Here is a 21388-nt window from a genome sequence, read left to right on the forward strand (position 1 = left end):
CCCTTCTGCAGATTAGCCAATCCTACTAGCGATTGGCTTTCCCTCTTTTTTAAGGTATTAAATTCCAGCAAAAAGGCATCTTAATTATTGGCAGCGTACCTAGAGATCTTTAATTTCAGAATATTATTAAAAATTACATGCATATTTCTTTTTATTCTGCCGATTATTTATTATAATTATAATGTAAGAATTGATGTTGTCTCATTTTGCAGTTTCGTACGTTGTAAGGCAGGATTGATTGCTATTTACTCTTCTCAAAACAGAAAGGGGAAAAGATGTATGGACAATGAGAACGTTGGAAAGTGCCCGTTTACGGGGGAAAGCAGTACCGAAAAACCGATCAGAGGGACGAAAAACAAGGACTGGTGGCCGAATCAGCTTGATCTGAATGTGCTTCACCAGCATGACACGAAGACAAACCCACTTGGGGAAGATTTTAATTACGTAGAAGAATTTCAAAAGATTGATTATGAAGGCTTAAAGCAGGACCTACATAATCTTATGACAGATAGCCAGGATTGGTGGCCGGCGGACTATGGACATTATGGGCCGTTTTTTATTCGTATGTCCTGGCACGCAGCAGGTACATATCGACAAGTGGATGGACGCGGAGGCGGCGGAAGCGGCTCTCAACGTTTTGCACCGTTAAACAGTTGGCCTGATAACGGAAATCTGGACAAGGCCCGCCGACTGCTTTGGCCAATTAAAAAGAAGTATGGCAACAAGCTATCTTGGGCAGACTTGCTCGTTTTTGCAGGAAATGTTGCGATTGAATCCATGGGTGGGAAAACGATTGGGTTCGGGGGCGGCCGTGAAGATATTTGGAATCCTGAGGAAGACGTCAACTGGGGGCCAGAGAAGGAATGGCTTGGGGACAACCGTTATTCCGGTGAGCGTGACCTAGAGAACCCGCTTGCTGCCGTGCAAATGGGCTTGATTTATGTGAATCCGGAAGGGCCAAATGGCGAACCAGATCCGAAGAAAAGTGCCTTTGATATCAGAGATACTTTCAAACGTATGGGAATGAACGATGAAGAAACCGTGGCACTGACTGCTGGCGGACATACATTCGGTAAAGCCCATGGAGCTGGAGACCCATCCCATGTAACAGAGGAGCCGGAAGGAGCAGGCCTTGAACACCAAGGATTCGGGTGGAAGAGCAGCCATGAAACCGGTCATGGCGCATTCACCATCACAAGTGGAATTGAAGGCGCTTGGACACCGACGCCGACCAAATGGGATATGAGTTATTTTGATATGTTGTTCGGATACGAGTGGGAGCTGACAAAGAGTCCAGCTGGCGCATACCAATGGGCACCAATCGATCCGGATGAAGAACATTTAGCTCCAGATGCCGAGGATTCATCTAAAAAAGTAAAAACAATGATGACCACTGCGGACATGGCGATGCGCATGGATCCCGATTATGAAAAGATATCTCGCCGCTTCCATGCAAATCCGGATGAGTTTGCCGATGCCTTCGCTCACGCATGGTTTAAGCTGCTTCACCGTGACATGGGACCTCGTGATAGATATTTAGGACCTGAAGTTCCAGAAGAAGAATTCATTTGGCAGGATCCAGTTCCAAAGGTTGACTATACATTAACAGATGCTGAGATTGAGGATCTTAAAGCTAAAATTCTAGCTTCCGGACTCACTGTAAGCGAGCTTGTGAAAACGGCTTGGGCGTCTGCCAGCACATACCGCCATTCGGACAAGCGTGGTGGTGCAAATGGTGCCCGCGTTCGCCTCTCCCCTCAAAAAGACTGGGAAGCAAACGAGCCAGAACAGCTTGCAAAATCCATCAATGTGTTAGAAGACCTCCAGCAAAGTCTGGACAAAAAAGTAAGCCTTGCCGATTTAATCGTACTTGGCGGAAGTGCAGCCGTTGAAAAAGCAGCCAAGGATGCCGGATTTGATGTAAAAGTTCCATTCACACCAGGTCGCGGTGATGCCACTCAGGACCAAACGGACGAAGAGAACTTCGAAGTGCTTGAGCCTGTATCCGATGCATTCCGTAACTACCATAAGAAAGACTACTCCTTAAAACCAGAAGAGTTCATGGTGGACAAAGCCCAACTCATGGACCTATCTGCAAAGGAATTGACCGTTCTAATTGGTGGCCTGCGTGTCCTTGGGGCGAACCATGGTGACACAAAGCATGGCGTCTTTACAGAAAGTGTCGGTACGCTCACGAACGACTTCTTTTTGACCTTGCTTGATATGGGTGTGGAATGGAAGCCAGTAGAAGGAGAAGGTTACTACGAAGCACGTGATCGCCGTACAGGTGAACTCGTCCGTACCGCTACGAGAGTAGACCTCGTCTTCGGATCTCACTCCGTCCTCCGTGCCCTTGTCGAAGTGTACGCACAAGACGACAGCCAAGAAAAGTTTGTGACAGACTTTGTGGCAGCTTGGGTGAAAGTGATGGATGCAGATCGATATGATGTAAAGGTAAATAAATAAAGAAAAAAATCCGGTTGGAGTTTAGACACTTCATCCGGATTTTCTATTATCGCGCAGTCCCTTTTTCATAAAGCTTAATCGAGCCACCGCCTGGTCCATATACAATCCCGCTATTTTTCCAGCCGTATTTCTCGTAATAGTTTTCTATATCTGTCGTTAGGTAGAGATTTTCATAGCCTTTTTCAGCTGCTACCCTTAACCCGTGATTCAAAAGCTTTGCACCTATCCCCTTCCCTCTATGCTCCTCCACCACATAAAGGCAGGCCAACCATGGACACAGATCCTGACGACTATTCAAATCATTTCTTAAAATGGCATACGTACCAATGATTTCACCCTCTTCAACTGCCACATAAAACCGTGGTATATCAGATGAGGTTGTAGCAGATTGGAGAATCGCATCTTCATAAAACTTGAAATTCTCCTCACTGCCCCACTGCTGCCAAAATACTTGGATTGCCTGGTCGAGAAGTTGATCTTGCTTTCTCAGTTCGATAATTTCCAATGTACTTGCCCCGCTCTATCTTTTATTAATTTTGCTATAATTGGAACTATATAGAATCTATTATACAATAACAAGCTGGGGGAGTCGTACATGTTTACTAAAGTAGTCTGGAATAACGAGGAACAGTATGGTTGCGAATATCTAAGTATGTTGGAGGCAAACGAAAAACTGTTGGTTCATAGCACCATCATTTATGTAGCTGTAGAGACGGCTGATGCACACTTGGTTAATTATCAAGTAGATTTAGATAGCAAATGGATTACTAGAAAGGTTAAATTGAATGTTAATCAACATGTTTTAGAATTACAAAGTGATGGAGAAGGAAACTGGTTCAATAGTGAAGCAGAAGAAATCGAAACTCTAAAAGGCTGCATAGACATCGACATTTCTGCTACCCCTTTCTCCAACTCATTGCCGATCAAACGACTGAACTGGACTTGTCACCAAAAAGAAAACTTCCACATGGTGTACATAGCGGTTCCCTCCTTAGAATTTAAAAAGGTACCCCAATCCTATCAATACCTTCGGGAGGAAGATGGTTTAAGGTATTTCCTCTACCACTGTTACGACTATGAAACTACCATTGCTGTTGATTCAAACGGGTTGGTAGTTGATTATCCAGGGGTGTTTAGTAGGCGTTTTTAGCTTGTTCACTTTTCCAAAATAAATAAACGCCTCAACTTAATGTAGAAGCGTTTTTACTATTTTCCACTATCTTCCTGATCTGCATAAAACTCATCTATCGCTCGCAGCCAATTAGTGCGGGCTATTTTAGCGGCCGTTTCTTTATCTCGATTCTCAAATGCCTTTAACATGGACTCGTGTTCTTCTATAGAAGCACCAGTCAGGATAATGGATTGATGAAAATAGAGACGCAAAACATGTGCCTGTAGATTTGACACTGAACTCGCGAGATACGGGTTTTGTGCATTTTCTACAATAATATTATGAAACTGTTCATCCTGCTTTAAAGCGGAATAAAAGTCTCCTTTTTTTATGGCACGAGCGAACGCAGTATTAATCTCACGCAACGTATCGATTGTATCTTGGTTTATTAAAGGTGTTGCCAGTTCTGCGGCTAAGGCCTCTAAAGCTCCCAATGGAGGCAAAATCTTGGTAATATCTTCTTTTTTAACAGAGGTGACTTGAGTACCTACCCCTGGAAACATTTCCACTAATCCTTGAACATTCAGTAATTGCAGCGCTTCTCGTATAGGCGTTCTGCTCACACCTAAAGCTTGTGCAAGTTCCGCATCATTTAGCTTTTCTTTCGGTTGAAGCGTTCCATCGATAATCCACTCTTGAATTTGCGCAAAAGCACGCTTTTTTGCGGACACACGAGTAGGGGATGAATAGTTGGAAGGTATGGGCATTATGAACAACCACCTTTATAAATTTCACAAAAAAGATTTTGAATTCGAGTTATATATGTTAAAAGTGTATAGTATTCTGCTTTTAAATACAATATATTGCATGGAACAATTCTACGTAATATATTGCATAAATATTTTGCATATGATATCTTGTTTTATGCAATATATTACGTAGCCAACTAACTTTCTATATATTTTCGTTGGAACAACCAGATCACTAGACTACCAGGGGGAATTAAGTTGACTAACAAAATGCCTTTTTCATTTGTACTAGCTATTGGTTTTATGCTTTTTGCATTATTCTTTGGTGCAGGAAATTTAATTTTCCCAGCCATGCTTGGTCAATCTGCAGGAACGAATATTTGGTCTGCTAATGCGGGCTTTATCGTAACTGGAGTTGGCTTACCTTTACTTGGAGTATTAGCGTTAGGATATTCGGGGAAAAGCGATCTCCAGTCCTTAGCAAGCAGGGTACACCCCGTTTTTGGACTTGCTTTTACCGTTATCTTATATCTAGCCATTGGACCTTTATTTGCCATCCCAAGAACGGGAACTGCGTCCTTTGAGATGGGAATTAGACCATTTTTGTCAAAAGAAAGCAGTAGCATTGGTTTATTAATCTTTACCATTCTTTTCTTTGGCGTTACCGTCTTCTTTTCTTTGAAATCTACTAAAATAGTTGATATTGTAGGGAAAGTTTTAACGCCACTTTTACTGATTTTCATAGGAATTTTAATTGCAACAGCTTTTATTTTCCCAATCGGAAGCTTCCAAGCTCCTACAGAAAGCTACGTAGACGGCTCCTTCTTTAAAGGATTCCAAGAAGGATACCTGACAATGGATGCCCTTGCTGCCTTTGTATTCGGGATTGTTGTCATCAACGCCGTGAAAGCGAAGGGCGCGACAACGAAAAAGGAAATAATGATCGCTGTAACAAAAGCAGGCAGTATTGCGGCAGGACTTCTTGCCATCATTTACACCTCTCTATCCTTTATTGGCGCTTCAAGTGTAGAAACACTAGGGCAATTAGAAAATGGAGGAGCAGTGCTATCAGGTGCATCTAATCACTTTTTTGGAGCTTACGGTGGACTATTACTAAGCCTCATCGTTATTGGCGCATGTTTAACAACAAGTATTGGCCTGATAATTTCTTGTTCTTCCTATTTTAATAAGCTATTACCAAGCATTTCTTACAAAACTTTTGTCATTCTGTTATCCACGATCAGTGCTATTTTTGCAAATGTGGGCTTAACTCAATTGATCGCGGTATCCGTGCCGGTGTTAGTTGCCATTTATCCATTTGTTGTCTGCTTGATGGCCTTAACCTTCTTGCATTCGTTCTTTAACGGGAGAAAAGAAGTGTATCAGGGGAGCATGATTTTCACTTCCATTGTGGCAATATCTGATGCGTTGAAGGCTGCAGGTATGAGCATTGCGCCTATCAAAGACCTTTTTGCTACGATCCTTCCTTTATATGAAGTAGGTTTAGGTTGGATTTTCCCGGCGATTGTCGGTGGGATATTAGGGTTTGTTTGGGGGAAGGTTAGAAAAGAACAGCCGCAACGTGTACAGCTTGAGAGGGAAGCAAGTTAATTAATTCTTAAAAGACTTAATTGTAATTGTACATTATAGATATATAGTTACCAAGGTAGGTAAAGAGCTTCTCCTTGCTCTTTACCTACCTTTATATAATGAGAAATTTTGCTTCGATTTAACAAATTTGAAGTCATGGGAAATGCTCAACCACCTAAAAAAAACTTAGAAATACGATGCCAAGTACTGCTGATAAAGCTGCTCCTACTGCTATTGAAATTAGCGCAAATATCCAATGATCTTTTATAGATTCAAATATCCCTTGTGGTGTAAATCCATAAATATGATGCCATTTACTTTTTGTTTTTAGACTCTTATCAATAACTCGTTCAAGTATTGAGTGAAAGATGTCCACTTTTCTAAGTGTTGAGCGGTGTAATTCGACGTATTTTAATTCTTCAAAAGCTTCAGCCTCTTCTGCACCGCTTAAGAAATCTTTTTTAGTAATATTATTTAGTTCTATCAACTTTTCTAACCGCGGGTGATCTGCGTAATCTGCATAAATATCCATTAGTTTTCTTGCTAAATCAAATTTCTGAGAATCAGGTATTGAAGTTGGTTTTCCACCTAATACACTAAATCTATGATCTATAGCTTGAAATCCATAGTTTATATCTCTCATATTCCAATGAACCCAATTGTAGTTCAAATGAGTTTTAACAAATTTATAAAATTCACCTAACATAATTTTTTCAAGTTCATCATAATGAATTTCGATTTGTGATAAATAGCCTTTCTTCTCTGCAACCTTATGGATAGAAAAAGTTTCAGTTTGTCCAGTATTGAAATACCTAACAGCTATAGAAGTAATTCTAGGTGTTCGACCATCTTTAATGTCATAGAAACTCTCACACGAGTAATGAATAATTAATAAATGGGCTGCATTATCTATTAAATTGCTAATTTCATTTAAAGCTTTTCTTCTTTTTTTCAACCTATGCTTAGTATTAACCATTATTCCCCTCCAAAACAAAACATCTGTTCGCATATTATAATTATAAGCGAACGGATGTTATATTTCCATATTTAAACAACTTTATTATCTGTTAACAATCCTTTGTTAAAGTACAAAAAAATCAGAAACTATAGTTTCTTCTACTATCCAAACAAGCGGGAACTGAAAATAGGATAATTTAATAAATGAAATCCAGATAACCTAGGTTCTATTTTATTTTAAGTTTCAAAAACATGTTCGAAAATTTACTCCTAACATTCTATTTAACTTCCTCATCGAATACCAAAACCTTTAACCCGAAGTTTCATGTAACCAAATATACATCATAAATTTTTTCGAGTAACTGAATTTGTTCATTTTATTCAATAGAAAGAAGCACTAACCATAAATATTAATTAGGAAAGCGCTTCTATAAATCTTAGAATTCTGGTTCTTTCCATCCTCCAGGATTAATAGCTCCCTTATTTCCTCGCCTACCAAAACCTCTTGAACTTCTTATCCCTCTTGCTCCCCTAACTGGATAAGATCTTGACGTTTTTAATCCAACTCTATCTTCTCTATAAAATTCTCCCACAACTTGTCCTGTGTTTGAAGAAAAGATTCTGTTATCGTCGATATAACCGACATGATTACCATTTTCATCATATACTTGATCTTCAATAACTTTTCCACAAAACCTACCACTTAATGCCCATATCGGATACTCCATTATTTCACCCCTATTATTTTTTATATTGATCATAAAGTTGGTTAATGTATTTCATATCATCATTAAAAGCCTCTTTATTTGCACGAACATGCTGAGTTTCAGCAGACTGACTATGACCTGCCATCCAACGACAAGATTTGTGGAATAATTCACTCACTGATTCTAATTCGTCTACAAAGCTCCCATTAATCTCTTGGAGTTTTGTGAACATAATATTTGCTTCATGTCGCCTAATGACACTATTAAAAAAACCTTCTTCTACAATTAATTCACACCATGTTCGAATATCAGAATATGCTTTTTTTAATGCTTCCTCTAATACATCACCAAAACATGATTTAGAATTAATAAATTGTGCTTGATTTTTCAGTTTACCCGTAACGTCTTTTAAAGTCTCTAATCTTCCACTAAAAGACTCAGATACAATCCCTTTATTCAACTTGTCAAATTCATCAACCTTGAAGAACTTATTATCTTTATTTTTATCCCTCGCACAGGCGTTATAGAGATAGTAATAAAACATTATATTGTGCGTAAAAACTATTACTTGCCTATCCAATGACAATTTATAAATCAAATTAGCAATAATTTCTGACCGTTTGTAATCTAACGAAGTCACAGGATCATCAAAAAGTATTGTATTAAAATCTTTACGCATAGTTAAATCCGTAGAAAACTCAGCCATTGCCACGGCTTTTTGTTCACCTTCACTCATTATTTGAGAAACCTTATATTCTTCAGAGGAAACAAACTTTTTTCGTAAAGTTTTTCCCTTTTTAGGAATAAGTCTTAGATTAACATTTGAGACCTTAAGTTCCTTTGCAAAACGCTCAAATTTTTCAAAATACTCACTTTGAATTATTTCTTGGAAAGCCTCAGATTGTTTCTGTGTCAGAGAATTTGTGGAGAATTTATTTTTTGCTTTACTATATTCTTTAATAGAGTTCTGAATATCAAACCATTTTACTAAGGACTCGATTGAAGAATGAAGTTTTTCATTCTTCCTCAAGGTTTCTTTTAAAGCCTTGTGTGAATTAATTATACTGCTTGCTTCTGTACTTGTTTTCTTCAGATTATCAATTCTTTTTTCTAAAGCATTTATTTCGAGACTAATTTCCTCTACTACATCGGTTACATCCAAAACCAACTGATCAGAGACAATTTTCTTTGAATTAAGAAGTGAACTAAATAAATCTTTATTGCGGTTTACTAATTGAATAGCTGATTTAACTCTCCCTAAAAACTTCTCACTTTCAAATAATGCAGTCTCTTCATTAGAAAAATTAACCACTATGCTCTCTGTGTCGTATTTCAGGAGTTCCTTTTCAATCGAGCGTAATAATCCCCCATTGCTTTTAGCGATATGATTAAAGTTACTTTCAATAATTTTAACACTGGCTATTTTAAGAGATTGGCTACAAAAAATACATGATTCACCTTCATGAGGATGATCCTGTTTAATAGATTCATAATATTTTTTTCCCATCTTGATAAATGTAAACCATTCATCATTTACCTCTTTAAGAAAAGATACATTTTTTTGAAATTCTTTATTATATTCACGTTCCTCCTGTATCTTTTGCTCATAATCTTTAATTAAGGTATTAACTTTATCTATAATTTCTTGACTCAACATTGTAGATAATTTCACTAATGAATTCCTAATTGAAGTAAGTTTTGTCATTTGTGCTGTTAAAATAGTAATCTTATCTTGGGGATTAGAAGATTCTAATTCCATAATTTGAAGATCTATTTCATTAATCACCTCTTCATATGAATCGCTACGTGGATAATTACTATCAAGAAAATCTTTTATATTCTTTGAATTCTTAACTTCTCCAAAAATTCTGTTCAGCTCTTCCTGAATAAGGTTATATGAAGAATCAGAGAATAATCCCTCCTGTTTCTTTTTCTCAGTCTCAATTAATTTTGAAACTTCATGACGTAAAGAATCCAGCAAACCAGAGATTATTTGAAAATTCTCAAATCCTTTTGGAAGTATATTAAAAGTAAGGTCACTATTAATCAAAGGAAGGACAGATTCGCTATCGAATACATTTATTGTACTTAGTTCATTATGCGGTTCATTAATATCCACAAGTTCATTTTTAGTTTTATCACCCAATAGATATGTAACATCAACCGTTTGGGCTTTATACTCACCTGGCAATTCTTCCTTATAAACATTTGGTATTATAGTAAGGTCCTTTTCGGAAGTAACATAGTGATCAGCTAATTTGCGAAACATACGGACATATGATGACTTTCCCGATCCATTTTCCCCATAAATTACATTTAGATTTTTGCCTAATGAGAATTGAGCATCACTTGATAAAGCATTAATATTTTTTGGGGACTTTATTTCATCAATAATTAGTCTCTTTTTTTCTAAGGATTCGCTTCCCAAATCTGGAATTCTATCAACAGTTCCTTTAGTTTTTATTAGGTGTAGAACTTCAGCCAACATTTCTGATGATTTGATATCACCTTTGGTTTTTGCCATGTTCAGAATATGGTTTTTCCACGCTTCTTCTCCTGCCCATTCTGCCAAGAAATCCACTGCTGTTTTCATACTTTCCCTCCTAATTTGTTATACTAGTACCGTTTGTATAACTGTAAAATTTTGCTGAATTTAGTCAATCATACCACATAAAATATCTATAATTTATATAATATAAATTTTTTGTGTTTTTTATTAACTTTAATTTAATGGTACACATGCTAAATATAGCGCCTGTTCATCAAACAGATTTAAACATAAGACATGTAATTGTACTGATTCATTTAAAGGGTCATTCCTTAAAAAACTTAAACCATTAATGAAAATAAAATCCCTTGATTAAAGTATCAGGGGATTCATTAATATAACACTTAATATTAACTTTTATATAAACCAGAATTTTTTATGACAAATAAAAAAAGAACCGAGAAAGCGTACCAACTGTACGTTTTCCGATTCTTTGAATTATACCCGATCTATACTTTGCCGCTCGCTTTTCTCCCCGTTCAGATACCAACTTAATTACAGCAGGTACGAACTTGAATTACATGGGGAAGAACTTAATTGCAAAGAGAAATTGGTTGAGTCTTTTTTGGTGATTTATTCCACCGTAACACTCTTCGCCAAGTTACGTGGCTTATCTACGTCACAATCTCTGTGGAGTGCTGCGTAGTAAGAGATCAGTTGTAACGGAATGACAGAAACTAGTGGAGATAGCAGTTCGTTTACTTGTGGTACAACGAAGCTGTCTTCTTCTGTTTCAAGGCCTTTCATGGAGATGATACAAGGGTTGGCACCGCGTGCTACTACCTCTTTCACGTTACCGCGGATGGACAGGTCTACTTGTTCTTGTGTGGTGATCGCGATAACTGGTGTACCATTTTCGATTAGGGCAATGGTTCCGTGCTTCAGTTCCCCCCCAGCAAATCCTTCTGCTTGGATGTAGGAGATTTCTTTTAGTTTCAATGCACCTTCAAGGCCAACATAGTAGTCCATTGTGCGGCCGATGAAGAAGCAGTTTCTTGTTGTTGCCAAGAATTTGCGTGCGATGTCTTCAAATTCTTCTTTTGCATCACATAGAACTTCCATTGCGTTTGCAACGATTCCTAGGTCTTGCACTAGGTCGAATTCTAGGTTGTGACCTTTAGATTCCGCTAATACTGCAGCGAAAATGGACAGAACGCCAAGTTGTGCAGTGTATGCTTTTGTAGAAGCTACTGCAATCTCAGGGCCTGCGTGAAGTAGCAAGGTGAAATCCGCTTCACGGGATAGTGTAGAGCCTTGTACGTTTGTAACCGTAAGTGCCGGGTAACCCAACTCTTTCACTTGTACAAGTACTGCACGGCTGTCCGCTGTTTCTCCACTTTGAGAGATGAAGATGAAAAGCGGTTTTTCAGATAAAATTGGCATGTTGTAGTTGAACTCACTTGCTACGTGTACTTCCACAGGTACCTTTGCAAGCTTTTCAATCATTTGCGCTCCAACAAGACCTGCGTGGTAGCTTGTTCCTGCTGCTACGATATAGATGCGGTCAGACTGGTTAACAGCATTGATGATGTCAGAGTCAATCGTCAACTCGCCGTTTTCGTTTTGGTATTTTTGGATGAGCTTACGGATTACTAATGGCTGCTCATCGATTTCTTTTAACATGTAATGTGGGTATGTGCCTTTTTCGATATCACTTGCATCAAGTTCAGCAGTGTATGGCGCGCGCTCGATGATTTCACCGTTCAGCTTTTTGATTGTTACCGCTTCTTTCTTTACGATAACCATCTCTTTGTCCATTAGCTCAACGAATTGATCTGTTACTTGGATCATCGCCATTGCGTCACTTGCCACAACGTTGAAGTCACCTTTGCCTACACCAACCAGTAATGGGCTCTTGTTTTTTCCTACATAGATTGTTTCCGGATCTTCGTTATCCAACAAAGCAATCGCGTAAGAGCCTTTTAGGATAGATAGTGTGTGACGCATCGCTTCTTCCACATGCTGTCCTTCGTTTGCAAATTTCTCGATGATTTGTACGACTACTTCTGTATCTGTTTCACTTACTAGCTCTACGCCTTGTAAGTGTTCACGTTTTAATTGTGCATAGTTCTCGATAACTCCGTTGTGTACAAGTGTAAAGCGACCAGACGTGCTTTGGTGTGGATGTGCGTTTACTTGGCTTGGTACACCGTGAGTCGCCCAGCGAGTGTGACCGATTCCTGTCGATGCCGAAACAGTATTGTCAACTACTTCGCGAAGGTCTGCAATACGACCTTTTTCCTTGAATACGTGTACGCCACCCTCGTTCATTACCGCGATACCGGCAGAGTCATATCCACGGTATTCAAGTTTTTCTAGACCTTTTAAAAGAATTTCCTTTGTATCCTGTGTTCCGATATATCCTACGATTCCGCACATAATTAATTTCCTCCCTAGAGTTGCAGGGACAAGAAAGCACACCATATAATGGGGACCATCTTGCCCCCACATTACCTATAAAAATATTTTGTAATCATAGTAACAGTCTTTGTACATAAAGTTGCCTTTATGCTTTAAACTGTCCCTAGAGTCGGTTGAGATTGGCAACCGGGAGGCATCCGCCGATAGATCGATAAACCTCCTCCTCGTCAACTAAGCATAGTTTCGTCCGTCGCTTAGTTCAGGCGCTTTGTGTATCTAGTTATAGTTGTGTACCTTTGATGCTCCTTTCCATTCTTGAATAGCAACAAATAATATCTTACCTTCCATACCCCAATTCGTCAATAATTATGTGGATTTTTACCAAATTATTCAAAGGATTTGATGTATTTTTGTTGTGTACTGCTAATTTTGTTGTTGTTGCACATTGAATATGTGGATAGTAAAGCTTAGCGGCTGAAATTACACTCATAATGAAGCTTTTGGGTGTAAAAGTGAGCAAAACTACCACTTTTTGATTGGTTAAAAAGCACTCGGACAATTTCCCGAGCGGTTCGGACATTTCCGCAAGGCTTTTGGGGTCTGTTCGGACAAGTAATAGGCATTGTTCGGTCAAGAATCTACGACGTTTGGACATTTCAAAATTTCGTTCGGACAATTTTGGCCAATCTTCGGACAAGATCGCTAAATCTTCGGTCAACTTTCAAAAAACTTCGGTCAAGAACGGAAAAACTTCGGACATTTCCACCCTTCCCATCATGCCGAGCGTCCCATACCAACCAGTCCACCGTTCTTTAAACCCATTACCAACAGTACCCTCCTCCACCACTCAACAAACCTACATCCTCGCCGAACAAAATAAATCCTAGCCATATAAAAAGATATGCATCCACCGCTCCATAAGTGCGGTATATGCATATCTTACTCGTTCATTTCAAAGTTTATGCTGTACCCATTTCCGCACGCACAACTGCAGCAATACGTTCTACGTATTCGTCACATTGTTCTTGAGTTGGCGCCTCAGCCATGACGCGAACAAGTGGCTCTGTACCGGATGGACGAACAAGGATACGTCCGTTTCCGTTCATTTCCGCTTCCACCGCTTCAATGACAGCTTTCACTTTTTCGTTTTCTGTTACACGGTGCTTGTCCGTCACTCTGATGTTCACAAGCAACTGAGGGAATTTTGTCATTTCGCCGGCAAGCTCTGATAAGCTCTTTTTCGTCAGCTTCAGAATGTTCACAAGCTGAAGTCCTGTCAGCATGCCGTCACCTGTTGTGTTGTAGTCAAGGAAGATGATGTGACCGGATTGCTCTCCACCAAGAAGGTAGTTACCGTTCTTCATTTCTTCTACTACATAACGATCTCCAACTGCTGTTTGCTTTGTTTCTACATTGCTTGCCTCTAATGCCTTATAGAAGCCAAGGTTGCTCATGACAGTGGATACGACTGTGTTGTGACGAAGGCGTCCGTTTTCGCTTAAGTATTTTGCACAGATGAACATGATCTGGTCACCGTCGACTATTTGTCCTTTTTCGTCAACTGCTATGATACGGTCACCGTCGCCATCAAATGCAAGCCCGATATCTGCACCTTTTTCAACCACTAGTTGTGCTAGTGTTTCTGGATGAGTGGAACCGACGCCGTCATTAATATTCAACCCATTCGGTGAAGATCCCATTGTGGAAATATCCGCTTCCAGGTCTGCAAATAGATGTGTAGCATGGGAAGATGTCGCGCCATGTGCACAGTCCAAAGCGATATGAATGCCGGAGAAATCCTCGTCCACTGTTTGTTTCAAGAACTGGAGGTATTTCTGACCGCCTTCAAAGTAGTCATTTACCTGTCCAAGGTCTGCACCTACTGGACGTGGAAGGCTGTCTGTCTCTTCATCCATCAACGCTTCAATTTCCGCTTCCTGCTCGTCAGAAAGCTTGAAACCGTCCGGTCCGAAGAACTTGATTCCATTGTCCTCCACCGGATTATGAGAAGCGGAGATCATCACACCTGCTTGGGCACCTAATGCCTTTGTCAGGTAAGCAACACCTGGAGTCGAGATGACACCTAGACGCATAACTTCTGCACCGATGGATAGAAGTCCTGCCACTAATGCACCTTCAAGCATATGTCCTGAAATACGTGTATCACGGCCGATCAGCACTTTCGGACGGGTTTGGTCCTTTGTTAACACATATCCTCCCAAACGTCCTACTTTAAATGCCAATTCAGGTGTTAATTCAGAGTTTGCTACTCCGCGCACTCCATCCGTACCAAAATATTTACCCATTTCGTAAATCTCTCCTTTTACTACTCATTAGTTTCTATCAGTCTGAACTTTACATTTCTCTTTGGTAGATCCCATGAAACATTTTGTGGTCCGTTTATTTCAAGAGGCGCTTCGTACTCCCCTGCATTCAAATCTGTAACATTTACATACATCTCCATATCGGTGCTGTTTACGTTATCAAGGACGCTCGGTGAGCCAAGAACCGTTAGGTCCATCACTCCACTTTCAGGATCAACAAACTCCAGCTCCAAGCCTTCTGTTAGGCCGATATGTTGGATAGGTACGTTCGTAAATGTTTTCTGCTCTTCTTTTTCCACTTCCACATTGACTTTGATTTTCTCCGGTACCACCCGTTTTACACCATCGGGTACAGGAACATCCACTTCAATGGTTGTATTTTCTGTGATTTCTGTTAGATCCAAATCTATATTATCAATGAATTCCAGTTTGTCTATGGCACTTTTCGGACCATAAACGGTCACTTCATTCGGTACTGCTTCCACTTTGGTGATACTCAGGTTTTCCCCAAGTGATCCTTTTCGATTGATTCTCAAAGGAACCGATTTATATGGACTGGTAACCGGGACATTGACGTCCACTACAGGAGGTTCAACTTCCACATTCAAGGAATTCCCTTCCCTATCATACACGGTCACACGTGATTGCTGCTCAATGGATTCATTGACGCCTTTAAGGTCGACACGCGCTTTCACCAGTGCGATGCTTTCAATCAGTTCACGTGAACCCGTCACCTTCACGATATTCGGCTTAACAATTGGCTGCTCGGTCTGATACCCTTCTTCCATCTGGCCTCTGTTTATAAAATCGACATCAACCGGAAAGTCCTTCGAGATTCTTTCATGGATTGTGACCGACGCCACAGCCGGTTCAATCGTCACGTTCAATCTTTCCGACAGATTGCGATACTGCAGGGACACTTGGTGTGTTCCAACCCCCAAATCGGATAGATCTGCAAACACTTCAAAATCCCTTTGTAAAGCAGCAGGTTTAACGGTAGCTGTCGGGCCTTCAAGGGTCACAGCCACACTTTGAGGCACTCCTGTCACAACTAGGTTTTCCCGGTCATAGAAAGATTCAACCGGAACATCCGTTACTGTTTCCACATCGTTGGAACCAGATAACGGTGGAGGGGTGGTGTTTGTACGTTGCTGTGTGGAAGTATTTTCGATGTTAACAGACATGTACAGCATAAAGGCCATTAACAGTGCGATAATTTTCATCACCCAACGGTTATTGATAAACTTATCCATCCTTTTTCCCCCTCCACTGCCAGCGAGTTGAAGATGTCGTTTTGATACTTGTATCCATTTCCTTCATCAACAGGTCACTGAATATATCAGGTTCTAAATCCCGGTGTAATTCACCGTTCTTCGTGACGGAAATATTCCCTGTTTCCTCCGACACGATAATTGTAACACTATCTGTTACTTCACTGATTCCAAGTGCTGCTCTATGCCTTGTTCCCAGTTCTTTAGATATAAAAGGACTTTCAGATAAAGGCAGGTAACATGCAGCAGCAGATACTTGGCTTTTTTGCAGAATAACCGCTCCATCATGAAGTGGGGTATTCGGAATAAAGATGTTGATGAGAAGCTCGGATGACACTTTGGCATGCAACGGGATACCCGTTTCTATGTAATCTCCCATTCCTGTCTCTCTTTCAATCGAAATCAACGCTCCAATACGGCGTTTTGCCATGTATTGAACGGATTTAACGACAGCTTCAATCATCTTGGCGTGCTCTTCTTCATCATCCACACCGCTTCTAGTGAACAATTTCCCTCTGCCCAGTTGCTCCAAGGCACGACGAAGCTCTGGTTGGAAGATGATGATGATCGCCAGGAACCCCCATGTCAAAGCTTGGTCCATCAGCCATTGCAAGGTGCTTAGTCCTAAGAAGCTACTAATGATCCTTACAACCACAATCACTGTTATCCCTTTTAACAGCTGGACCGCCTTTGTCCCACGGATGACCATGATAAGCTTATAAATAACAAACCAAACCAGCAAAATATCAACTATATTTGCTAGGTAACTTAAATATGGCATATCTCCAAAAGGTATTTCAAAAGGCATCCTCACACTTCCTTTAACAGTACAAGATTTATGTATCAAGTACGAAAACCGTAACCATGTTATTATAGCATATTTTTAATAATCAGGTAGAAACGGCTCTTCAAATCATGTTTTGCAATACTATTATAATCTCCTTGAAATATAAAAAGATGCTTGAATATCTCAAGCACCTAGGATTTTCATTCAGCTGTTGATCTCCGTTTCAGGCGCTTCGATCAACAAGGTTTCTGTAGTTCTAATTGAATTGCTTGGGTGCTATAGCATCCCTTGTTTCTTTTAATCGTTAAAGACATCGACGGCTTTTTTGAAGCCGTCTTTCATAGTGAACCAGATCCATTCAAATATTTGGTTGATTTCCTCGATGTCACCTGTTACCTGGCCAGCAGAAGCCAGATAGTTTTCGCCATTGATGACTTCACCATTGATGACCGTCACGTTTCCCCGGACTTCGCCTTCGACACGGATGTTTCCATTTTTGACCACAACATCCCCTTCTACCACTTCTCCCTCGGGAACGATCACGGTATTATCCTGCACGACAAGATTCGGTTGGTTGGTAAAAGCGAATTTATCCTCCTGCCAGCCACCGAAAAGACTGCCTGCCATCAGGATAAAGAAAATGGCTGCCGCTACAAACATTGGATGTGAACGCATCCAACGATTCCATCCAATTGTCTTCTTCTCTTTCGGTAAACTGTTCATCACTCTTTGCGTGAAATCATTTGGTGCTGATATATGAGAGGTACTTTGCACAAGCGCAATCGCCTTCTCCAGCTCATGAAACTGTCGGTAGCATTCCTTACAGTCATGGAGATGTGCCTTCAGCTCTTGTTCTCGTTCTTTATCTAGGTCACCATCTAAATACTCATGCATATACTGGACGATATGTTCCGGACATTTGCTCATTTTTTCTTACACCTCCAGAATTAAACATGGCGCAATTGCTGCCTAAGCGCTTCTCGCCCTCTATGAATACGGGTTTTCACCGTTCCTACTGGAATCTCCAGTATCTCACTGATTTCAATCAATGAAAGCTCGTCGATATATTTTAGTACAATCACCGTGCGGTACTTGTCAGGAAGCTTCAATATCTGGTGCTGAATTTCACCTTGAAGCTCCATCGTTTCCACTTCTTCCTCAGGAAGAGCAATATCTGCTGCTACCTGAGAATACATCGTCAATCCTTCTGTACCAGCAACCTCTGCATCTAAGTAATAGTCCGGCTTCTTTTTACGTATGCGGTCAATCGTCAAGTTTGTCGCAATCCGATAGAGCCATGTAGAAAACTTCCGGTTAACATCAAAGCTGTTGATATTAATATATGCCCGGATAAAAGCTTCCTGTGCAATATCCTCCGCTTCATGCGAATTACCAATCATCCGGTAAACGAGCTGATAGATTTTATCTTTAAACAGCTCCACTATTTCCGCAAACGCATCCTGATCGCCTTTTTTTATTTGTTTTATTCTTTTTCTGATTAGCTCTTCCATTCCGTTCCCCCGTTGTCTGGCGGTCACTAGTAATACGTGCCTTCGCCGTAAAAGGTTTCATTTTTCTCTATATATTATATTTTAACAAAAATTTACTGAAATTGGTTTAAAAAAGGGTTATAGAGGGTAAAAACTACTAAAATTTAGTTTTCGAAGCCTAATGAATAAGGGGTGTTGTACATTGGCAGTCCATGCTACCGTCCATTTACAAGAAGCAATTGAGAGAAAAAGAGAAGAAATGATTCGACTTTCCTCCTCCAACAATCTTCAATCCAAAGAAGTAATTGATGCGAGCACCTCGCTTGATTCATTGATAAACCAATACTTATATATACAAATAAAACAAAAACCAGCAACTTCTTGAATGTAGTTGCTGGTGTTTTTTTTTCTTATTCTCTACTTTTGTTGCATTTAATTAGTTCTTAAAGTAATTTCTCACCGAACAACGATCCCATCAGGGCAACAGCTACCGTCGCCGTTTTATTACGCTCATCCAAAATCGGGTTAACTTCCACAAACTCTGCCGATGTCAGGATGTCGGCTTCTTCAAGCATCTCCATAGCGAGATGACTTTCCCGGTACGAAATACCTCCCAGTACAGGTGTACCAACTCCAGGAGCATCATGCGGATCCAACCCATCAAGATCCAAGGAAAGGTGGACACCATCCGTGCCTTGCTCCTTCAGGTAGGCAATTGCCTCTTCCATTACCGCAGTCATACCAAGTCTATCTATTTCATGCATAGTAAATACTTTGATTCCTTTTTCTTTAATAAGAACTTTTTCTCCATCATCAAGTGACCTTGCACCGATTATGACAATGTTTTCCGGTTTAATCTTTGTGCCATACCCACCGATGTTCGTTAAAGTAGGATCTCCTATTCCTAAACTTACAGCCAATGGCATTCCATGGATGTTTCCTGACGGAGATGTTTCCCCCGTATTAAGGTCGCCGTGCGCATCATACCAGATGACTCCCAAGTTCGGATAATGCTTCGCAAGTCCAGCAATCGTTCCAATTGCGATACTGTGATCCCCACCCAAAACTAATGGGAATTTCCCATGGGACACCACTTCATCCACCTTGGATGCAAGGGTCTCACTCGCTTGGGCAACCGCTTTCAAATTCTTTAAGTTACTCTCACTCGAAGTTGAACTTTCCCTGCTGCCAATTTCAATATCGCCTAGATCCTCTATCGTTTGTGTTAGTTTTTCCAATCTTTCTACTACACCCGCATATCTAATTGCGCTAGGACCCATATCCACTCCGCGACGTGTTTGTCCCAAATCCATCGGTACTCCAATAATGCTAATATCTTTCTTCATGAATCGTGTCCCCCTTTATATTTTCTACTACTATTGTATAGTGAAAACAGGAAATGACTCAACTCGACATAGTTTTGAATATATATGCAGTTTGGAATTGTCGGATTATTGATAACACAAGGTCGGAAACGACAACAAAAAAGCCACAAACCCGAAGGTCTATGACTTTAAACTTTATTAGTAAGTGGAGCCTAGCGGGATCGAACCGCTGACCTCCTGCGTGCAAAGCAGGCGCTCTCCCAGCTGAGCTAAGGCCCCATATATAGTTAATAAAGCTTGCAAAAATAAAAGATGTGCCATGAAGGACTCGAACCTTCGACCCTCTGATTAAAAGTCAGATGCTCTACCGACTGAGCTAATGGCACGTTGGCTGGGCTAGCTGGATTTGAACCAACGCATGTCGCAGTCAAAGTGCGATGCCTTACCGCTTGGCTATAGCCCATTGAAATTACTTCGTGAATTACTTCCACGAATAAGCTGCATGATATTACTCCGCAGATATTATTATGACTATTTCAGGAGGAAATAGACGGAATAATATCGACACCAAAATTAATACTTGTTACATGATGAGAAGGTGTCTTTTAGTTACTAAAAAGGGTAGAACCCATTTAAACTCTATGTACTTTCATACCCAATCTTCAAAGACAACTAACTTCACTTATTATCTCTGATCATAGGAAGTTTATACATTTCTTCAAACAAAAACTCCGGAATTTTCATTTCGAAGTTGAATGGTGGAGGGGGGCAGATTCGAACTGCCGAACCCAAAGGAGCGGATTTACAGTCCGCCGCGTTTAGCCACTTCGCTACCCCTCCAAGGGATATATATGGTGGAGGATGACGGGATCGAACCGCCGACCCCCTGCTTGTAAGGCAGGTGCTCTCCCAGCTGAGCTAATCCTCCAATGTATGGATGGTTATTTTGATATTATTATATGGATAGTTATTTTCGCTCCGCGAAAAGGAATATTAGTTTCGCTAGCGCGATAATAAGGAAAGTTATTTTCACTGTCGTGAAAAAACTATGGTGACCCGTACGGGATTCGAACCCGTGTTACCGCCGTGAAAGGGCGGTGTCTTAACCGCTTGACCAACGGGCCAAATTTTATTGTATAAGCTTCCAACCGGGCTCGAACCGGTGACCTCTTCCTTACCATGGAAGTGCTCTACCTAACTGAGCTATGGAAGCATGGCTCCACCAGTAGGATTCGAACCTACGACCCTTCGGTTAACAGCCGAATGCTCTACCGCTGAGCTATGGTGGAACAATACTAGCCTGGCAACGTCCTACTCTCACAGGGGGAGATCCCCCAACTACCATCGGCGCTGAAGAGCTTAACTTCCGTGTTCGGTATGGGAACGGGTGTGACCTCTTCGCCATCATTACCAGACAAATAATATTATACAAAATTGAGAAAGAAAATCAAGAAGTTTTTCAACTATCTTGTTCCTTCAAAACTAGATAATGTGTTCATATCAAGGTATTCCTATCGTTCAAATGTTTTGGGTTAAGTCCTCGATCGATTAGTATTCGTCAGCTGCACGTGTCGCCACGCTTCCACCTCGAACCTATCTACCTGATCATCTTTCAGGGATCTTACTTGCCGAAGCAAAAGGAAATCTCATCTTGAGGGGGGCTTCATGCTTAGATGCTTTCAGCACTTATCCCGTCCGCACG

At 40.5% G+C, this 21388-nt stretch carries 16 protein-coding genes, 8 tRNA genes and 2 rRNA genes; 4 read left to right on the forward strand and 22 right to left on the reverse strand.

Annotation, left to right across the window (positions count from 1 at the left end; genetic code table 11):
• Positions 1-279 precede the first annotated feature (279 nt).
• Positions 280-2466 (forward strand): catalase/peroxidase HPI, encoded by a 2187-nt coding sequence (gene katG / locus AB685_RS19595; RefSeq protein WP_047972289.1) that lies wholly within the window; start codon positions 280-282, stop codon positions 2464-2466.
• 46 nt (positions 2467-2512) lie between these two features.
• On the opposite strand, the gene AB685_RS19600 is transcribed toward katG, so the two are convergent.
• Positions 2513-2971 carry a GNAT family N-acetyltransferase gene (locus tag AB685_RS19600; RefSeq protein WP_047972290.1) on the reverse strand — a complete coding sequence of 153 codons (459 nt, stop codon included), beginning with the start codon at positions 2969-2971 and terminating at the stop codon, positions 2513-2515.
• A gap of 90 nt (positions 2972-3061) precedes the next feature.
• Here AB685_RS19600 and AB685_RS19605 point away from each other — a divergent pair, with 90 nt between their 5' ends.
• Positions 3062-3616 carry a putative glycolipid-binding domain-containing protein gene (locus AB685_RS19605; protein WP_053073898.1) on the forward strand — a complete coding sequence of 185 codons (555 nt, stop codon included), beginning with the start codon at positions 3062-3064 and terminating at the stop codon, positions 3614-3616.
• 56 nt (positions 3617-3672) lie between these two features.
• Here AB685_RS19605 and AB685_RS19610 read toward each other — a convergent pair whose 3' ends face one another.
• Entirely contained in the window at positions 3673-4344 is a 672-nt protein-coding gene (locus AB685_RS19610; RefSeq protein WP_047972291.1) for a GntR family transcriptional regulator, read from the reverse strand.
• 240 nt (positions 4345-4584) lie between these two features.
• On the opposite strand from AB685_RS19610, the gene brnQ reads away from it, so the two are divergent.
• A complete protein-coding gene (gene brnQ, locus AB685_RS19620) occupies positions 4585-5937 on the forward strand; it encodes a branched-chain amino acid transport system II carrier protein (protein WP_047972293.1) in 1353 nt (450 codons plus the stop codon).
• Positions 5938-6091: 154 nt separating this feature from the next.
• Here brnQ and AB685_RS19625 read toward each other — a convergent pair whose 3' ends face one another.
• The 9 genes from AB685_RS19625 to sigW form a co-directional block, all read right to left on the reverse strand.
• Positions 6092-6892, reverse strand: a complete 801-nt coding sequence (locus tag AB685_RS19625) for a hypothetical protein (RefSeq protein ID WP_047972294.1) — start codon at positions 6890-6892, stop codon at positions 6092-6094.
• A 418-nt stretch (positions 6893-7310) separates the two neighbouring features.
• The gene (locus AB685_RS19630; protein WP_198530546.1) at positions 7311-7634 is read right to left on the reverse strand and encodes a 4-fold beta flower protein; all 324 of its coding nucleotides are present in this window, start codon (positions 7632-7634) and stop codon (positions 7311-7313) included.
• On the reverse strand, positions 7615-10173 hold the full coding sequence (locus AB685_RS19635; RefSeq protein WP_047972296.1) for an AAA family ATPase: 2559 nt from the start codon (positions 10171-10173) through the stop codon (positions 7615-7617). Before AB685_RS19635 ends, AB685_RS19630 begins: the two co-directional genes overlap by 20 nt.
• A 528-nt stretch (positions 10174-10701) precedes the next feature.
• Positions 10702-12507, reverse strand: a complete 1806-nt coding sequence (gene glmS / locus AB685_RS19640) for a glutamine--fructose-6-phosphate transaminase (isomerizing) (RefSeq protein ID WP_047972297.1) — start codon at positions 12505-12507, stop codon at positions 10702-10704.
• 941 nt (positions 12508-13448) lie between these two features.
• Complete coding sequence (gene glmM, locus AB685_RS19645) at positions 13449-14795, reverse strand: phosphoglucosamine mutase (RefSeq protein ID WP_047972298.1); 1347 nt, start codon at positions 14793-14795, stop codon at positions 13449-13451.
• Positions 14796-14815: 20 nt separating this feature from the next.
• Positions 14816-16066: a CdaR family protein gene (locus AB685_RS19650; protein WP_047972299.1), complete on the reverse strand. Its 1251-nt coding sequence runs from the start codon at positions 16064-16066 to the stop codon at positions 14816-14818.
• On the reverse strand, positions 16059-16880 hold the full coding sequence (gene cdaA, locus AB685_RS19655) for a diadenylate cyclase CdaA (protein WP_047972315.1): 822 nt from the start codon (positions 16878-16880) through the stop codon (positions 16059-16061). The genes AB685_RS19650 and cdaA overlap by 8 nt, the downstream gene beginning before the upstream one ends.
• A 288-nt stretch (positions 16881-17168) precedes the next feature.
• Positions 17169-17798, reverse strand: a complete 630-nt coding sequence (locus AB685_RS19660; RefSeq protein WP_047972300.1) for an anti-sigma factor — start codon at positions 17796-17798, stop codon at positions 17169-17171.
• Between the two features lie 20 nt (positions 17799-17818).
• The gene (sigW, locus tag AB685_RS19665; protein WP_047972301.1) at positions 17819-18382 is read right to left on the reverse strand and encodes an RNA polymerase sigma factor SigW; all 564 of its coding nucleotides are present in this window, start codon (positions 18380-18382) and stop codon (positions 17819-17821) included.
• Between the two features lie 181 nt (positions 18383-18563).
• Between sigW and AB685_RS19670 the strand changes: the two genes are divergently transcribed.
• Positions 18564-18746: an aspartyl-phosphate phosphatase Spo0E family protein gene (locus AB685_RS19670; RefSeq protein ID WP_047972302.1), complete on the forward strand. Its 183-nt coding sequence runs from the start codon at positions 18564-18566 to the stop codon at positions 18744-18746.
• A 58-nt stretch (positions 18747-18804) separates the two neighbouring features.
• On the opposite strand, the gene rocF is transcribed toward AB685_RS19670, so the two are convergent.
• The 11 genes from rocF to AB685_RS19725 form a co-directional block, all read right to left on the reverse strand.
• Entirely contained in the window at positions 18805-19707 is a 903-nt protein-coding gene (gene rocF, locus AB685_RS19675; protein WP_047972303.1) for an arginase, read from the reverse strand.
• 185 nt (positions 19708-19892) lie between these two features.
• A tRNA-Ala gene (locus AB685_RS19680) sits at positions 19893-19965 on the reverse strand.
• 34 nt (positions 19966-19999) lie between these two features.
• Positions 20000-20072 (reverse strand) — tRNA-Lys (locus AB685_RS19685).
• Between the two features lie 2 nt (positions 20073-20074).
• A tRNA-Gln gene (locus AB685_RS19690) sits at positions 20075-20149 on the reverse strand.
• Positions 20150-20442: 293 nt separating this feature from the next.
• Positions 20443-20526, reverse strand: a tRNA-Tyr gene (locus tag AB685_RS19695).
• A 12-nt stretch (positions 20527-20538) separates the two neighbouring features.
• Positions 20539-20614, reverse strand: a tRNA-Val gene (locus AB685_RS19700).
• Positions 20615-20735: 121 nt separating this feature from the next.
• Positions 20736-20810, reverse strand: a tRNA-Glu gene (locus tag AB685_RS19705).
• A 15-nt stretch (positions 20811-20825) separates the two neighbouring features.
• Positions 20826-20899: transfer RNA gene (locus AB685_RS19710), tRNA-Thr, on the reverse strand.
• Between the two features lies 1 nt (position 20900).
• Positions 20901-20975 (reverse strand) — tRNA-Asn (locus tag AB685_RS19715).
• 9 nt (positions 20976-20984) lie between these two features.
• Positions 20985-21101 (reverse strand): 5S ribosomal RNA (gene rrf / locus AB685_RS19720).
• Between the two features lie 113 nt (positions 21102-21214).
• A 23S ribosomal RNA gene (locus AB685_RS19725) occupies positions 21215-21388 on the reverse strand; the annotation flags it as partial.

It is taken from the genome of Bacillus sp. LL01 (assembly GCF_001037965.1).

Bases quoted from the DNA above. Each gene is read 5' to 3' on its own strand.
- AB685_RS19650 (WP_047972299.1), bottom strand. From the start codon at position 16,066: ATGGATAAGTTTATCAATAACCGTTGGGTGATGAAAATTATCGCACTG.
- AB685_RS19610 (WP_047972291.1), bottom strand. From the start codon at position 4,344: ATGCCCATACCTTCCAACTATTCATCCCCTACTCGTGTGTCCGCAAAA.
- AB685_RS19625 (WP_047972294.1), bottom strand. From the start codon at position 6,892: ATGGTTAATACTAAGCATAGGTTGAAAAAAAGAAGAAAAGCTTTAAAT.
- AB685_RS19605 (WP_053073898.1), top strand. From the start codon at position 3,062: ATGTTTACTAAAGTAGTCTGGAATAACGAGGAACAGTATGGTTGCGAA.
- sigW (WP_047972301.1), bottom strand. From the start codon at position 18,382: ATGGAAGAGCTAATCAGAAAAAGAATAAAACAAATAAAAAAAGGCGAT.
- AB685_RS19630 (WP_198530546.1), bottom strand. From the start codon at position 7,634: ATGATCAATATAAAAAATAATAGGGGTGAAATAATGGAGTATCCGATA.
- glmS (WP_047972297.1), bottom strand. From the start codon at position 12,507: ATGTGCGGAATCGTAGGATATATCGGAACACAGGATACAAAGGAAATT.
- katG (WP_047972289.1), top strand. From the start codon at position 280: ATGGACAATGAGAACGTTGGAAAGTGCCCGTTTACGGGGGAAAGCAGT.
- glmM (WP_047972298.1), bottom strand. From the start codon at position 14,795: ATGGGTAAATATTTTGGTACGGATGGAGTGCGCGGAGTAGCAAACTCT.
- rocF (WP_047972303.1), bottom strand. From the start codon at position 19,707: ATGAAGAAAGATATTAGCATTATTGGAGTACCGATGGATTTGGGACAA.
- AB685_RS19660 (WP_047972300.1), bottom strand. From the start codon at position 17,798: ATGAGCAAATGTCCGGAACATATCGTCCAGTATATGCATGAGTATTTA.
- AB685_RS19635 (WP_047972296.1), bottom strand. From the start codon at position 10,173: ATGAAAACAGCAGTGGATTTCTTGGCAGAATGGGCAGGAGAAGAAGCG.